Origin of the sequence: Microbacterium sp. SSM24 (assembly GCF_025989145.1) — a bacterium.
Lineage (GTDB): Bacteria > Actinomycetota > Actinomycetes > Actinomycetales > Microbacteriaceae > Microbacterium.
Window position 1 is genome coordinate 2,539,763 of sequence record NZ_JAPDNQ010000001.1, and the last position, 15,772, is coordinate 2,555,534.

Here is a 15,772-nt window from a genome sequence, read left to right on the forward strand (position 1 = left end):
CGCCGACGCCGCGGTGCGGGAACACATCGGGTTTCTTCTCGGTTACATTCGGTGATTCCCACCCATTCCCCAGTTCACGGGATTAGATTGGCATCATCCGGTGCTGTACTGTGATCACCCCGGATAAGCGGAATCAGAAGTGAGGAGGGGGCCCACAATGATCCTGGTTCGTCAAGAGATCGGCGAAGTGCTTCGCGACTTCCGCCAGCAGAAGGGTCGGACCCTCCGACAGGTCGCGAGCCGCGCAAGCGTGGCGCTCGGCTACCTGAGCGAGGTGGAGCGCGGTCAGAAAGAGGCCTCGAGCGAGATCCTCGCATCGGTCGCAGAAGCGCTCGACGTGCCCATCTCGATCATCATGCGCGAGGTCGGCGATCGCATCTCGGTGCTCGAAGGCCTGCAGACCTTCCCCGACGTGGTCCCCGACGACCTCGTCGCCGCCGTCGACGCCGAGCTCTCGCTCCGCTGACACTCCTGTTCCACCGCCTCCCCGGAGCCGCACGCCTTCATGCGCCGCAGTGAGTTCGACCGAGCCGTCGACGACGAGTTCGGACTTCGCGGCGACGCGCTCGTCGTGGACCTCGTCCTGCCGGGAGCCGGCGGCCGCACCGCCGCCGAGGCTCTGAAGGCCGGTGTTCCGCCGCGCGAGGTGTGGCTGGCCCTGTGCGCCGAGACCGACGTTCCGCTCGAACGCCGCTACGGCGCGGGTCGACTCGAACCCAAGCGCTGAGCCGCGAAATCGACCGCCGCGTGTGAGGAAATCGCGGCGTGTCTTTTCGAACGGGTGTTCGATACCGGCGTAGGCTCCTGCACAGCAGGTGTCGAGGACGTTTCTGTCCCCGAGAGCGGGGGAGCGAAGACGGATGTCGGAGCCCCTCCCTAGCGTGGACAACGTCGAACGACACCTCACGCCTTGTCGCAGCATCCGTCCCACCGGGGCCGGAGCGCGACAGCCTACAGGCGACGGAACGCGAGCATTAGGAGCACGTCATGCCCTCAGCAGTTGACCGCGAGAAGGCCCTCGAATCGGCCCTCGCCCAGATCGACCGGCAGTTCGGAAAGGGCTCGGTCATGCGACTGGGCAGCGACGAGCGCGCTCCTGTCGAGGTCGTCCCCACGGGATCGATCGCGCTCGATGTCGCGCTCGGCATCGGCGGACTTCCCCGTGGCCGCATCATCGAGATCTACGGTCCGGAGTCGTCGGGTAAGACCACGCTCACGCTGCACGCGATCGCCAACGTGCAGCGTGCGGGCGGCATCGCCGCGTTCATCGACGCCGAGCATGCGCTCGACCCGGACTACGCCCAGAAGCTCGGCGTCGACATCGACTCCCTGCTCGTGTCGCAGCCCGACACCGGTGAGCAGGCGCTCGAGATCGCCGACATGCTGGTGCGCTCCGGGGCGATCGACCTGGTCGTCATCGACTCCGTCGCCGCGCTCGTGCCCAAGGCCGAGATCGAAGGCGAAATGGGCGACACGCACGTAGGTCTGCAGGCGCGCCTTATGTCGCAGGCGCTGCGCAAGCTCACCGGTGGGCTCAATCAGACCAACACCACGATGATCTTCATCAACCAGCTGCGCGAGAAGATCGGCGTGTTCTTCGGCTCTCCCGAGACCACCGCCGGCGGCAAGGCACTGAAGTTCTACGCCTCGGTGCGCCTCGACATCCGTCGCATCGAGACGCTCAAGGACGGCACCGACGCTGTGGGCAACCGCACGCGCGTCAAGGTCGTGAAGAACAAGATGGCGCCGCCCTTCAAGCAGGCCGAGTTCGACATCCTCTATGGTGTCGGCATCTCGCGCGAGGGCAGCCTGATCGACTTCGGTGTCGAACACGGCATCGTCAAGAAGTCCGGTGCCTGGTACACGTACGACGGTGAGCAGCTCGGCCAGGGCAAAGAGAACGCCCGCAACTTCCTCATCAAGAACGAGGACGTCGCCGCCGAGATCGAGTCGAAGATCAAGGCGAAGCTCGGCATCGGCCAGCCGAAGGCGGTCGAGGCTCCGGCAGACGACCTGGCCGCGCGCCGCCCGGCGTAGTGTCGACGTCGCTCGACAAGCGTGTTTCGACGTCGCTCGACAAGCGTGTTTCGACGTCGCTCAATAAGAGTGTTTCGACGTCGCTCAACAAGAGTGTTTCGACGTCGCTCAACAAGCGGGGTGGGCTATGAGTGACGGGGGCGAGCGCGAATCGCTCGCCCCCGTGATCCCGCTCTTCGGTGGTCCGGTGCCTCAGCGCCCCGAGCCTGCGAGCCGGGCGACCGAGCCCGGTCGGGCACGGCACGTCTCCCGCGAGGTCCTCGATGAGGACGACGACCCGCGGGTCGCGGCGGCGTGGGACGCGCTCGAGGCGGTCATCGACCACGGTCGTGCAGATGGCGGGCAGCCACCGCCGGTGTCCCCTTCGGGGCCGTCTGCCTCCGACCGGTCGGTTCCCGGCTGGCATCCGACATGGGCGTCCGACCGCGCGCCCCGCCGACCCGAGAGCGCCGATGAGGCGGATGACGAGCCGAGCGTCGACCTCGCCGAGAAGGCGCTCCTCAAGAAGCTGCGCACCCGATCGCTCTCGGTCTCCGAAGCCCGCACCGCGCTCCGTGAGCACGACCTCGACGACGCAGCGATCGAAGCGGTGATCGCGTCGATGGAGGAGTACGGCTACCTCGACGACGCGGCGCTGGCCGAGCAGCTCGTTCACAACGGTGTCGACCGTAAGGGGCAGGGGCGTCAGCTCATCGCGCAGACGCTGGCCAAGCGCGGCGTCCCGCGCGACATCGCCGATGCGGCGCTCGCGACACTGCCCGACGACGACCTCGAGCGGGCGCTGGAGTTCGCGCGTGGCAAGGCGCGATCGATGCAGAGCCTCGATCGCGACACCGCGCTTCGTCGTCTGTCCGGCCAGCTCGCCCGCAGGGGCTACGGCGGATCGCTCGCCATGACCGCGGCACGCCTCGCACTCGACGAACGTCCTTCGGGATCGAGCGGCGTCCGCTTCCGCTGAGGGACTGCTCTCGAGCGCCGGCGAAGGCCGTCGACGGCGGGCATCGGCGCTCATCCCCGGCATCCGTACGCGGGTCAGGATGACGCTGCGGCCCCGGCGCCACCACGGGCCGAAATCTCAGAACCGGCTCGTAGAATGGCATCCATCATGACCATGCCGTCCAGCTCTCCGACCCTCATCGCACCCTCTGAGGCCGCGCACGGCGCGGACGGGCGCGCTCGCACCTACGAGGTGCGCACGTTCGGGTGCCAAATGAACGTGCACGACTCCGAGCGCCTGTCGGGTTCGCTCGAGAGCGCCGGCTACGTGCGCGCCGAGACCGGTGAGGACGCCGATGTGGTCGTCATCAACACGTGCGCCGTGCGTGACAACGCCGCCGGGAAGCTGTACGGAACGCTCGGCCACCTGAAGTCGCGTAAAGACAAGCACGACGGCATGCAGATCGCGGTCGGCGGCTGCCTCGCCCAGATGGACAAGGACACCGTCCAGGAGAAGGCTCCCTGGGTGGACGTCGTGTTCGGCACCCACAACATGGGGTCCCTGCCGAGCCTCCTCGAGCGCGCGCGGCACAACGGCGAGGCCGAGCTCGAGATCCTCGAGTCGCTCGAGATCTTCCCGTCGACCCTGCCGACGAAGCGCGACAGCATCCACAGCGGCTGGGTGTCCATCTCCGTCGGGTGCAACAACACCTGCACGTTCTGCATCGTGCCGAGCCTCCGCGGCAAAGAGAAGGACCGTCGTCCCGGCGACATCCTCAACGAGATCCGCCTCCTCGTCGACGACGGCGCGATGGAGGTGACGCTCCTCGGTCAGAACGTCAACTCCTACGGTGTCGAGTTCGGCGACCGCCAGGCATTCGGCAAGCTCCTGCGCGCCGCCGGCGAGATCCCCGGACTCGAACGCATCCGCTTCACGAGCCCCCATCCGGCCGCGTTCACCGACGACGTCATCGACGCGATGGCCGAGACCCCCGCCGTCATGCCGCAGCTCCACATGCCGCTGCAGTCGGGGAGCGACCGCATCCTCAAGGCGATGCGCCGGTCCTACCGCAGCGACCGATTCCTCGGCATCCTCGACCGTGTCCGGGCGAAGATGCCGGATGCCGCCATCTCGACCGACATCATCGTCGGGTTCCCCGGCGAGACCGACGAGGACTTCGAAGACACCATGCGCGTCGTCGAGCGGGCCCGCTTCGCGAGCGCATTCACCTTCCAGTACTCGATCCGCGAGGGCACACCGGCGGCGACGATGCCCGACCAGGTGCCGAAGGCGGTCGTCCAGGAGCGCTACGAGCGGCTGATCGCCCTCCAGGAGCGCATCTCGCTCGAAGAGAACCAGAAGCAGGTCGGCCGCGAGCTGCAGGTGCTCGTCGCTACCGGCGAGGGCAAGAAGGACGCCGAGACGCACCGACTGACCGGTCGGGCCGAAGACAACCGCCTCGTGCACTTCGAGGTGCCCGCAAGGTCCGACATCCCCCGTCCCGGCGACCTCGTCAGCGTCGTCGTGACGCACGCGGCTCCGTTCCACCTCCTCGCGGACTCGTCGGACGGCGCACCGCTGCGCATCCGCCGCACGCGGTCGGGCGACGCGTGGGATCGCACGCAGGCCGAGTCCTGCGGCGTCCCGGCGCCGGCTGGCGACGCCGGCGCGCCGCGCGCCGTGTCGCTCGGACTCCCGACGCTGCGCATCGGCGTGTGACCGTCCCGCCGAGCCCGCCGCGCCTGTGGGGGATCGTCGGCGCCACCGGCACCGGCAAGACGGCGCTGTCGCTCGACCTCGCCGAGACGCTCCTCGCTCGGGGCATCCCGGCCGAGCTCGTCAACGCCGACGCCATGCAGCTGTACCGCGGCATGGAGATCGGCACGGCCAAGCTGCCCGAAGCGGAGCGGCGCGGCATCCGTCATCACCTCTTCGACGCGCTCGACGTGACCGACGACGCGGCGGTCGCGTGGTACCAGGATGCTGCGCGAGACGTGATCACCGAGATCCACGCCCGCGGCGCCGACGCGATCCTCGTCGGCGGATCGGGGCTCTACGTGTCGAGCGTCGTCTTCGACTTCCGGTTCCCGCCGCATGACGCCGCGCTGCGGGCCGAGCTCGAGGCAGAGCTCGAGGCGCACGGCCCGGGCATGCTGTTCGCCCGCCTGAGAGACGTCGATCCCGTCACCGCCGCCCGGGTCGACCCGAAGAACGGTCGCCGCATCGTGCGCGCGCTCGAGGTCCTGGCGCAGGGCGTCCCCACCCACGGCGCCGCTCTGCCCGACGCGCCGGTGCTGTGGCACGATCCGACGACGCTGATCGGCGTGACGGTGCCACGCGAGGAGCTCGTCGCGCGACTCGACGCCCGTGTGGAGCGGATGTGGCGGGACGGCCTGCTCGACGAGGTCGCCGCCCTCCGTGTCACGGGTCTGGAGGACGGCGTCACGGCGCGGCGTGCGATCGGCTATGCGCAGGCACTCGCTCAGCTCGATGGCCGCCAGTCCGAGTCCGAGGCCATCGCCGAGGCGCAGGCGCTCACGCGCCGATACGCGCGCAGGCAGGTGTCGTGGTTCAAGCGCTACGACGCGGTGCGCTGGGTCGAGCCGGGGCATCCGGTCGCCGACCTCGTCGAGGGTCCCTGACACCGGCGAGCCGCGTCGCCGCGCGCCTCTAGACTTGGGTCATGCCGCAGATCTCGTTCACCAAGGGTCACGGCACCGGCAACGACTTCGTCATCATCCCCGATCCCGACGGCGCACTCGAGCTCTCCGACGACCAGGTCGCGGTGCTGTGCGACCGACGATTCGGCATCGGCGCCGACGGCACCCTTCGGGTCGTGCGATCGGGCGCGATCGACGAGGGGGCGGATGCCGCGGCCGCCGGAGCCGAGTGGTTCATGGACTACCGCAACGCCGACGGGTCGCCGGCCGAGATGTGCGGGAACGGGATCCGCGTCTTCGCCCGGTACCTCGCCGAAGTCGGCTGGGCTTCGCTCGACGGCGAGCCGCTCGCCATCGGCACGCGCGCCGGCGTCAAGACCGTCACGCGGAGCGAGCTCGGCCTCGAGGTCGACCTCGGACCGTGGCGCATCGAGGGCGACGACGTGCTCGTGCGCGCCCGCGGAATCGGCGCACCGCGCCCCGGCCTCGGCATCGACGTCGGCAACCCGCACATCGTCGTGGCGCTGCCTGACGTGCGGGAACTCGAGGGCCTCGACCTGACGGTGCTGCCGCAGCTGCATCCGGAGCCCCCGCACGGCGCGAACGTCGAGTTCGTCGTGCCGAGCGACCCGCTCGTGCACGAGGGCGTGGGGTCGATTCGCATGCGCGTGTTCGAGCGCGGCGTCGGCGAGACCCTCAGCTGCGGTACGGGCGTCGCGGCCGCGGCTCTCGCGGTGCGCCATTGGGCGGGCATGGCCGCGCCGGATCACTGGACCGTCGAGGTGCCCGGCGGCACGCTGGGTGTGCGGATGCCGCTCGTCGGCGACGAGCACCACGTGCTGCTGTCCGGTCCGGCGACGCTCGTCTATTCGGGTGAGGTCGCGCTGGCCTGAGCGAGCGCCCGTTCCCCGACGGGTCAGGGCAGCTCGATCGCCTCGGTCGGCGGGGTGCCGTGCCGCCGCACCTTGATCACGCGGAATCCGCGCCCGGTGGCGGCGCGATGGACGCTGTAGCCGTGGTCGAACGTCGCGGCCAGCCAGCGCTGCAACGAGTCCGATCCGAGGTTGCGCTGCACGACCAGCCACGCATCGGCGCGCTCGTCGAGGCGGGGGATCCAGCGTTCGAGGAGTCCGTGCAACTCGTTCTTGCCCACCCGGATCGGCGGGTTCGATCGGATCGTGCGGAACGAGATGTCGTCGGGAACATCGTCGGGCAGCACGGCGTTGACATTGTCGAGGCCGAGCGCGGCGGCATTGCGGCGGACGAGGTCGAGCGCCCGCTCGTTCACGTCCACGGCCCACACGGTGGCGTGGGGGGACTCGAATGCGAGTGTGAGGGCGACGGGTCCCCACCCCGCGCCGAGGTCCAGCAGGTTGCCGCCGGGCGGGGGCGGGGGAGTGTTGGCGAAGAGCACCGCGGTGCCCGAGTCCACGTGATCGGGGCTGAAGACACCGCCCGCGGTCGTCACCTCGACATCGCGGCCGGCGAGGGTCACGCGGATGCGGCGGAGGTTCTCGGGACTGGCGGGCGCCGCACTGAAGTAGTGGTCGCTCCCCATGACCGATGAGCCTAGCGGAGGACCTCCCCGGCACGGGAGGCTAGAATTCACGGATGCCTCGAACCGGCCGATGAGGCCGCGAAAGCATCATTTCGAGAGGAACGAATGACGGATACGACAACTCCCCAGAGCACCGACGAGACACCGGTGGACCCGGTGGATCGCGTGCTGGCGCGCGCCGAAGCGCGATCCGGGGTGCGCGTGTTCGGCGCCGCGCAGGCGCTGCAGGACGAGACCACGGTCGGCACCGCCGACACGGACGGCGAGCAATGGGATCGCGAGGAGCGCGCCGCGCTGCGCCGGGTCCCGGGCCTCTCGACCGAGCTCGAGGACGTCACCGAGGTCGAGTACCGGCAGCTGCGTCTCGAGAACGTCGTGCTGGTCGGTGTGCACCCCCAGGGTGCGCAGGAGGATGCCGAGAACTCGCTGCGCGAACTGGCAGCCCTCGCCGAGACCGCCGGAGCGGTCGTGCTTGACGCGGTGCTGCAGCGGCGCCCGCATCCGGATGCCGCCACCTACATCGGCCGTGGCAAGGCGCAGGAGCTGCGCGACATCGTCGCGGCGGTCGGGGCCGACACCGTGATCGCCGACACGGAGCTCGCGCCGAGCCAGCGGCGTGCGCTGGAGGACGTCGTGAAGGTCAAGGTCATCGACCGGACGACCGTGATCCTCGACATCTTCAGCCAGCACGCCAAGAGCCGGGAAGGCAAGGCGCAGGTCGAGCTCGCGCAGCTCGAATACCTCCTTCCTCGCCTGCGCGGCTGGGGTGACTCGATGAGCCGGCAGGCCGGCGGCCAGGTCGGTGCCGGCGGCGCCGGCATGGGCTCGCGCGGTCCCGGTGAGACGAAGATCGAGCTCGACCGTCGCCGCATCCGCACCAAGATGGCCCTGCTGCGTCGCCAGATCCGCGACTTCGCGCCCGCGCGCGATGCCAAGCGCGCCGAGCGCAAGCGCAACACGATCCCCTCCGTGGCGATCGCGGGGTACACGAACGCCGGGAAGTCGAGTCTGCTCAACCGCCTCACGAGTGCGGGCGTGCTCGTCGAGAACGCCCTGTTCGCGACGCTGGATGCCACGGTGCGCCGCTCCGAGACGACCGATGGGCGCGTGTACACGCTGACCGATACGGTCGGCTTCGTGCGCAACCTCCCGCACCAGCTCGTGGAGGCCTTCCGCTCGACGCTCGAAGAGGTCGGCGGCTCCGATGTGATCGTGCACGTGGTCGACGGTTCGCACCCTGACCCGGCCGCCCAGTTGGCGACGGTGCGAGATGTGATCGGCGACGTCGGCGGGCGCGGCATCCCGGAGCTCGTGGTCTTCAACAAGGCCGACCTGATCGACGAGGACACGCGGCTCGTGCTGCGCGGGCTCGAGCCGAAGGCGCTCTTCGCCTCGTCCCGCACGGGCGAGGGCATCGAAGAGCTGCGGGCGGCGATCGAGACGGCTCTCCCGCTTCCGGCGGTGGAGCTCGAGGTGCTCGTGCCGTACGACCGCGGAGACCTCGTCTCGGCGATCCACGAGCAGGGCATGATCCTGTCGCAGTCGCATGAAGCCGGCGGCACGGCCGTGCACGCCCGCGTCGGAGAGCACCTCGCGGCGCGCCTCGCGCCGTTCGTGCGCGATCGCTCGAACTAGTCCAGATCGAGGGGTTCGACGCCGTCGGGGTCGAATCCGAGGACGACGCCGAGGAACGCGATCTCGGCCTCGAGCTGGCGAACGACGGTCTCCGCCCGACGGAATCCGTGCCCTTCGCCCTCGAACACCAGGTAGGCGTGCGGGACGCCGTTCTCCTTCAGCGCGTCCCGCACCGCCTCGGACTGCGAGGGCGGCACGACCCGGTCCTCGAGCCCCTGCTCGATGAGCAGGGGAGTCCGCAGCCGGTCGAGGCGTGACAGCGGAGACCGCGCGGCGTACAGCGCCTCCGCCTCCGGCAGCGGTCCGACCATCGAGTCCAGGTAGCGCGCCTCGAAGTCGTGGGTGTCCTCGGCGAGGCGGCGCAGATCGGCCACCCCGTACCTGCTGATCCCGGCCGCGAAGGTGTCCGCGAGCGTCAGTGCGCACAGCACGGTCCAGCCTCCCGCAGAGCCGCCCGCGATGGCCAGACGGTCCGCGTCCGCGATTCCGGCGGCCGCGAGACCGGTGGCTGCGGCGATCACGTCATCGACGTCGACGACGCCCCACTGCCCGAGCAGGCGCTCGCGGTATGCGCGGCCGTACCCGCTGGATCCGCCGTAGTTGACGTCGAGCACGCCGATTCCGCGGCTCGTGAAGAAGGCGATCTTGCCGGATGCCGCGCCCCCGACATGTGCCGTCGGGCCACCGTGGACGAGCACCAGATACGGCGGCTTCTCGTCGGGCGAAGCCGTCACGTCCGGGTTCGTCGGGGGGTAGTCGAAGGCATGGACCGGACCCCGCGGGCCGTCGAACGTGACGGCGCGGGCGCGCGGCATCCACTCCGCACCCCAGGGCGACGCACCGCCCACCACGGCGCGGGTGGATGCCGGCTCATCGACGTCGATGTCCCACAGCGCGGTGCCGTCGGCGCCGGCACCGCTCACCAGCACGCGGGAGCCGCGAACGTCCTCGATCGAGAGTCCCGCCACGCCTTCGCACGGGATGCCGCGTTCGCTCTCACCGTCGATCAGGACGAGCTCGTCGGCGCCGTGGGTGCGGATGGCCAGCACACGTCCGTCGTCGAGCACCGTGAACCAGCGCTGACCGAGCACCCAGACGGGGCCGCCCGTGTCGGCGTCGGCGGGTGCCACCGGGTGGCGTTCGAGATCGGCCGTGAGACGCAGCTTCCACAGGTTCCAGCGGCCGGTCGGATCGTCGGCGTAGAGCAGATCGTCGTCGCTCGTCCACTGGGGCTGAAGCGGTGCGGTCTCTCCTCCCGCGACCGTGGTCCATTCGGCGACGACGCCGTCCTCGAGCCGCCCGACGCGCAGCTCCGTGCGGTCCCACGGCATCGCGGGGTGGTTCCAGGCGATCCACGCCAGGTGCGAGCCGTCGGGGGAGAGCCCCGGGTGGGCGAGGAAGTCGCTGTCATCCACGAGCGACGACAGGAGCGCAGCATCCTTCGCCGCCCCTCCGTCGAGGGGGATCTCGACGATGTCGCGTCGCGGCACGGCGGATGCCCCGTGCACCTCGCGCACCGCGAGCAGTCGGCCCCGCTGCCATGTCAGCCCACCGAAGCGCGTGTCGCCCACGACGGGCGTGAGCGGGCGAGGGGCGCCGTCGTGGGCGACCTTCCACACCCGCTGATCCGTCTTCTCGACGAACACCAGTGCGTCGTCCTCGACGGTCGTCCACGAGCCGCCGCCGTATTCGTGCACGCGCGAACGCGCGCTCCACGGCGCGGCGATCACATCGGATACGACACCGGATGCCGCGCGCCGCCGGACCGCGCTGCGCCCCGCCTCCTCGGCGACGGTCTCGCCCCACCAGACCTCGTCGCCGACGTACCGCGCCCCCTCGATGCGGGGCGAAGCCGCCGACACCGCCCGCGCCGACAGCGGGGACGGCCAGGTTCCGTAGGGCAGAGGAGTGCTCACGAGACCACGCTACGGCGAAACGGTTCCTCGAAACACAAGGTCACAGGACGGGGTCGGCGTGCGGCGCTCGGCTAGCTTGGACCCATCGTCGCCCGGGTCGCATACCTCCGGGCAGGGAGCGACAGCCGAGCCCGGCACCCGCCCGCGATGACACCGCGTCCCCGGTCTCCGGGCGGCGCGCCCGTCCGCGGCCGCCCGGCCTCCGTCCCCCGACCCGAGAGCACGCCATGTCGATCGATCTCAGCGCCCCTCCGGTGCCGTTCTCGTTCGAGGTGTACCCGCCGAAGTCCGAGGCGGGGACCCTCGCGCTGCACGAGACGATCCGGCGCCTGGCCGCGGCCGGACCTCGATTCATCTCGGTCACCTACGGCGCGGGCGGCTCGACCGGCGGGCGCTCGCTCGACCTGCTGCGGCACATCCTTCGCGAGACGCCGGTGGCTCCTCTGGCGCACCTGACGTGCGTCGGCAACACCTATGCCGGGGCGAACGCGCTGATCCGGGAGTTCCTCGACGCCGGGGTCACGAGCTTCCTCGCGCTGCGCGGCGACCCGCCGGCGGGTGCCGCCGAAGGCGAGGCGTTCCTGGGCGACCTGGAGAGCTCGGCGCAGCTCGTGCAGCTCATCGACCGCGTCCAGGCGGAGCGCGCGCCCTACACCGAACAGGCGATCCCGGGCGTTCCCGGGGCCGTGCGTGTCGAGCCGCGTCCGAAGGTCGACATCGCTGTGGCGGCGTTCCCGAACGGGCACCCGCGGTCGCGGCATCCGCGTGAGCACATCGACGCGCTCCTGGCGAAGCAGGCCGCCGGTGCCACGCTCGCCCTCACGCAGCTCTTCTTCCACGCCGACGACTACCTCGCTTTCGTGCAGCGCGCGCGCGAAGCGGGCGTGACGATTCCGATCCTCCCGGGGATCATGCCGATCACGTCCCCGTCGCGTCTGCGCCGCGTGCTCGAGCTCAGCGGCGAAGAACTGCCCTCCGAACTCGCGATCGCCCTCGAGGTCGAGCCGACGCTCGAGGGACAGCGCGCGGTCGGCGTCGCATACGCCGCAGATCTCGCCCGCGACGTCGTCGCCGGTGGTGCCCCGGGCGTCCACCTCTACGCGTTCAACAGCCACGACACGGTGCTCGCGGTACTCCGCGACGCCGGCATCCTCACCCACCCCCTCGAACAGGAGGCCGCACGATGACCGACACCACCCCCGAGTTCCCCCGCGGAACGATCCTCGGCTACCCGCGCATCGGACGCCGTCGCGAGCTCAAGCGCGCGGTCGAATCGCATTGGAGCGGCAAGACCGACGAGCAGACGCTCGAGGCCACCGCGGCCGACCTGCGTCGCTCGACGCGTGAGCGCCTCGCCGAGCTGGGCTTCGGCCGCGACGACTCGTCGATCCCCGAGTCGTTCTCGTACTACGACCAGGTCCTCGATGCCGCGCTCGCCGTCGGCGCCCTCCCCGAGCGTTTCGCCGACCTGCGGGGGGTCGACGGAACGATCGGACTCGACGCGTACTTCACGGCCGCGCGCGGCGCCGGTGAGAACGCCCCGCTCGAGATGACCAAGTGGTTCGACACGAACTACCACTACCTCGTGCCCGAGATCGGTCCCGAGACCCGGTTCGCCCTGTCGACCGACCGATTCGCCCGCCAGGTGGCCGAGGCCAAGGCCGACGGCTTCATCGTGCGTCCCGTCGTCGTCGGTCCGGTGACGCTGCTCGCCCTCGCGAAGGCGACGGATGCCGCGCCCGACGGGTTCGACCCGCTCAGCCGGCTGGACGACCTTCTGCCCGTCTATGCCGAGCTGCTCGCCTCGCTGCGCGCCGCCGGGGCCGAGTGGGTGCAGCTCGACGAGCCCGCCCTCGTGAGCGAGAGCCTCCCTGCCTCCGCCGCCGCGCTCGCCGCGGCCGCACAGCGCGCGTACGCCGTCCTCGGCGGTGCATCCGATCGCCCGGCGATCCTGGTGACCGCCGGCTACGCCCAGCTCTCCGCCGAGGCGTGGACCGCCCTGGCCGCCTCGCCGGTCGAGGCGCTCGCGATCGACCTCACGCGTGGGGCCGTGCCCGCGGCCGTGCCCGGCATCGAGGGCAAGGTCCTCGTGGGCGGCGTGATCGACGGCCGCAACATCTGGCGCGGCGATCTGGCCGGCGCATGGGCCACGCTCGAGGCGCTGCAGGAGCTCGGCGCAGCGCAGGTCTCGGCCGGCACCTCGACGTCGCTGCAGCACGTTCCGCACGACGTCGCCGACGAGTCCGCCCTCGATCCGCGCCTCGCCTCGTGGCTCGCCTTCGCTGACCAGAAGACGGGGCAGGTCGTCACCCTCGCCCGCGGCCTCGCCGAGGGAGCTCCCGCCATCGCCGAGGACGTGGCTGCGGCATCCGCTGCTCTCGCCGACCGTCAGAGCGCCCCGGGCGTGCGCGACGGTGCCGTGCGCGAGCGTGCCGCAGCCCTCACCGAGAGCGACTTCGATCGTGGCGACTACGAGGCGCGCGTAACGGCTCAGGATGCCGCGCTCGGCCTCCCCGTGCTGCCGACGACGACCATCGGGTCGTTCCCGCAGACGGGCGACATCCGCCGTGCACGAGCCCGCCACGGCAAGGGCGAGATCACGACCGAGGAGTACGAGCAGTTCCTCCGCGACGAGATCGCGCGCGTCGTCACGCTGCAGGAGGATCTCGGGCTCGACGTGCTCGTTCACGGCGAAGCCGAGCGCAACGACATGGTGCAGTACTTCGCCGAGAACCTCGACGGCTTCGACGTGACCGAGAACGGGTGGGTGCAGTCGTACGGCTCGCGCGCGACGCGTCCGTCGATCCTGTGGGGCGACGTGTCGCGTCCGGCCCCGATCACGGTCGCATGGTCGGCCTTCGCGCAGTCGCTCACCGAGAAGCCCATGAAGGGCATGCTCACCGGGCCGGTGACGATCCTCGCGTGGTCGTTCGTGCGCGACGACCAGCCGCTCGCCGACACCGCCAACCAGGTCGCACTCGCCCTGCGCGACGAGATCGCCGACCTCGAGGCCGCCGGCATCGCGGTCATCCAGGTCGATGAGCCGGCGCTGCGCGAGCTGCTCCCGCTCAAGAAGGCCGCTCAGCCCTCGTACCTCGAGTGGTCGGTCGGATCGTTCCGTCTCGCGACGGCCGGTGCGGCCGAGGCCACGCAGGTGCACACGCACCTCTGCTACTCGGAGTTCGACGTCGTCATCGACGCGATCGCGGCGCTCGACGCCGACGTCACGTCGATCGAGGCCGCGCGCAGTCGTGGCGAGGTCATCGGCGACATCGCCGCGTCGGGCTTCACCCACGGCGTCGGTCCCGGTGTGTACGACATCCACTCGCCGCGCGTGCCGTCGGTGGCCGAGGTCGCCGACCTGCTCGACCGCGCCGCGACCGAGCTGCCGCTGCGCCAGGTGTGGGTCAACCCGGACTGCGGTCTCAAGACCCGCGGCTACGACGAGACCGTCGAGTCCCTGCGCAACATCATCGAGGCGACGCGGTCGATCCGCGACAAGGTCGGTGCGGCGGTCTAGCCCTTCGCGCCCTTCTTGGACGAAGCGGATGCCGCGGCCCCTGCGGTCGCGGCATCCGCCGTTTCCACCACCACGACCTCTTCGGCGACGACGACCGCGTCGGGATCGATGACCTCGGTCGCCTCGACCTCCGCCTCGCCGTGCTCCTCGGCGCGCCGCTGCAGGAGCTCGAGGATCCACGCGGCCACGAACGCGACCACGATCACGAGGATGACATCCCCGAACGACAGCGGTCGCAGCGCGAAGAGCCACAGCACCGCGAGGACTGCGATGACTGTGCGCACGAGCACCTTGTAGCGCGCGAGCCACCCGCCGAAGCCGCCGGTGTCGAGTCCGCGAGAGGCGAGCTGGCGCCGAGCGGACGAGTTCATGCCGCGCACGGCGCCGCGCGCGCCCTCTGCGGCGCGGGAGCGTCCCATCGCCCAGCCGAGGATCGCGACGAACACGCCGAGCACGCTCAGCACGACGGCGGTCTGGGTCATCGAGCCGACGAGCTGTGCGTAGATGACGTCGAGCGCCGAGGGGGAGAGGCCGAGATCGCCGGCGACGATGCCCATCGCAGTGTCGCCGATCGCTAGCGTCGCAGCGAGAGCCCCCGCGCCGATCGCGATGCCGAGTCCTGTGCCGAGCACGGCGACGCTGCGTCGCCGTGCGAGCGCGATGCCGAGGCCGAACAGTGCGAGGGTGATGACCGGCAGCCACCAGCCGAGCGTCGTGGCCAGCGCGTACGCGGTGCGGATCGCGGCGAGGTTGTCGCCCTTGCCGATGATGACGACGTGGTCGACGGCGGGGATGAGCTGAGCGGCGCTGACCCCGCGATCGGTGAGGCGCTGCTTGACGTTGTCGACGATCGCTCCGACCTGGATGCCGACGCCTTCGTCGGTGCGGACGACGAGTCCGCCGCCGTCCGACGTCGCTGCGGTCGTGAGGGCTCGGTGCGCGGCGCGTGTGGCCGTCGCCCAGACGTCGGAGAAGGCATCCGACTCCACGACGCGGGTCACCGCCGTGGTGACGAGGTTCTCGAGGCCGTCGGCGGCGGGCGCCTGAAGCATGGTGAGTGCCTGCGCGGCGCGCGGCGGGAAGCCGTCGATGGAGGCGATGCCGTCGAACACGTCCGCGGTCAGCTCATGGAAGTCGACCTTGGCGTTGACCGCCTCCATCGTCTCGTCGATGATCATCGCCTGCACGGCGGCGTCATCCACGAGCGGGGCGAGGGTCGCCACGAACGCGTCCTCCTCGACCAGCTGCACACGCGCCCACGCCGAGACGATCGACACGGGGACGAGGATCGCCGCGACGATGATGCAGATCGCCGAGACGATCGCGCGCCACCGGCCGCCTGTCGGGCGGCGCGCCGCGGGCCCAGGATCGCCGGCGAGGCGCGCGTTCTCGGACTCCAGCTCGCGGATGCGCGCGGTCAGGGCCTGCGTGTCCGCGGTGTCGATGTCGCTCATGGCGCCATTCTGGCCGACCGGCGGCCCGCTGCGCTAAGGATCACCCGCCACGGGT

At 70.7% G+C, this 15,772-nt stretch carries 13 protein-coding genes; 10 read left to right on the top strand and 3 right to left on the bottom strand.

Annotation, left to right across the window (positions count from 1 at the left end; all coding sequences use genetic code 11):
- Positions 1-157: 157 nt before the first annotated feature.
- From OL358_RS11730 to dapF, 7 genes are all read left to right on the top strand, one after another.
- Positions 158-466, top strand: coding sequence for a helix-turn-helix domain-containing protein (locus tag OL358_RS11730; protein ID WP_056121071.1), 309 nt, complete (start codon positions 158-160; stop codon positions 464-466).
- Between the two features lie 39 nt (positions 467-505).
- Positions 506-727, top strand: coding sequence for a DUF3046 domain-containing protein (locus tag OL358_RS11735; RefSeq protein WP_056121069.1), 222 nt, complete (start codon positions 506-508; stop codon positions 725-727).
- A 260-nt stretch (positions 728-987) separates the two neighbouring features.
- Positions 988-2,037: a recombinase RecA gene (gene recA / locus OL358_RS11740; RefSeq protein WP_264710146.1), complete on the top strand. Its 1,050-nt coding sequence runs from the start codon at positions 988-990 to the stop codon at positions 2,035-2,037.
- Between the two features lie 127 nt (positions 2,038-2,164).
- Positions 2,165-2,995 carry a regulatory protein RecX gene (locus OL358_RS11745; protein ID WP_264710147.1) on the top strand — a complete coding sequence of 277 codons (831 nt, stop codon included), beginning with the start codon at positions 2,165-2,167 and terminating at the stop codon, positions 2,993-2,995.
- A 147-nt stretch (positions 2,996-3,142) separates the two neighbouring features.
- Positions 3,143-4,693: a tRNA (N6-isopentenyl adenosine(37)-C2)-methylthiotransferase MiaB gene (gene miaB, locus OL358_RS11750; RefSeq protein ID WP_413631465.1), complete on the top strand. Its 1,551-nt coding sequence runs from the start codon at positions 3,143-3,145 to the stop codon at positions 4,691-4,693.
- The gene (miaA, locus tag OL358_RS11755; protein WP_264710148.1) at positions 4,690-5,616 is read left to right on the top strand and encodes a tRNA (adenosine(37)-N6)-dimethylallyltransferase MiaA; all 927 of its coding nucleotides are present in this window, start codon (positions 4,690-4,692) and stop codon (positions 5,614-5,616) included. Before miaB ends, miaA begins: the two co-directional genes overlap by 4 nt.
- A gap of 41 nt (positions 5,617-5,657) precedes the next feature.
- Positions 5,658-6,527 carry a diaminopimelate epimerase gene (gene dapF / locus OL358_RS11760; protein ID WP_264710149.1) on the top strand — a complete coding sequence of 290 codons (870 nt, stop codon included), beginning with the start codon at positions 5,658-5,660 and terminating at the stop codon, positions 6,525-6,527.
- Between the two features lie 23 nt (positions 6,528-6,550).
- On the opposite strand, the gene OL358_RS11765 is transcribed toward dapF, so the two are convergent.
- The gene (locus OL358_RS11765) at positions 6,551-7,192 is read right to left on the bottom strand and encodes a class I SAM-dependent methyltransferase (RefSeq protein ID WP_264710150.1); all 642 of its coding nucleotides are present in this window, start codon (positions 7,190-7,192) and stop codon (positions 6,551-6,553) included.
- A gap of 105 nt (positions 7,193-7,297) precedes the next feature.
- Between OL358_RS11765 and hflX the strand changes: the two genes are divergently transcribed.
- Entirely contained in the window at positions 7,298-8,827 is a 1,530-nt protein-coding gene (gene hflX, locus OL358_RS11770; protein ID WP_264710151.1) for a GTPase HflX, read from the top strand.
- Here hflX and OL358_RS11775 read toward each other — a convergent pair.
- Positions 8,824-10,743 (bottom strand): prolyl oligopeptidase family serine peptidase, encoded by a 1,920-nt coding sequence (locus OL358_RS11775; RefSeq protein WP_264710152.1) that lies wholly within the window; start codon positions 10,741-10,743, stop codon positions 8,824-8,826. The genes hflX and OL358_RS11775 overlap by 4 nt on opposite strands.
- A 227-nt stretch (positions 10,744-10,970) precedes the next feature.
- Here OL358_RS11775 and OL358_RS11780 point away from each other — a divergent pair, with 227 nt between their 5' ends.
- Both OL358_RS11780 and metE read left to right on the top strand, forming a co-directional pair.
- Positions 10,971-11,930, top strand: a complete 960-nt coding sequence (locus tag OL358_RS11780; protein ID WP_264710153.1) for a methylenetetrahydrofolate reductase — start codon at positions 10,971-10,973, stop codon at positions 11,928-11,930.
- Complete coding sequence (metE, locus tag OL358_RS11785) at positions 11,927-14,263, top strand: 5-methyltetrahydropteroyltriglutamate--homocysteine S-methyltransferase (RefSeq protein WP_264710154.1); 2,337 nt, start codon at positions 11,927-11,929, stop codon at positions 14,261-14,263. Before OL358_RS11780 ends, metE begins: the two co-directional genes overlap by 4 nt.
- Here metE and OL358_RS11790 read toward each other — a convergent pair.
- Positions 14,260-15,717: a hypothetical protein gene (locus OL358_RS11790; RefSeq protein WP_264710155.1), complete on the bottom strand. Its 1,458-nt coding sequence runs from the start codon at positions 15,715-15,717 to the stop codon at positions 14,260-14,262. The genes metE and OL358_RS11790 overlap by 4 nt on opposite strands.
- Between the last annotated feature and the right edge of the window lie 55 nt (positions 15,718-15,772).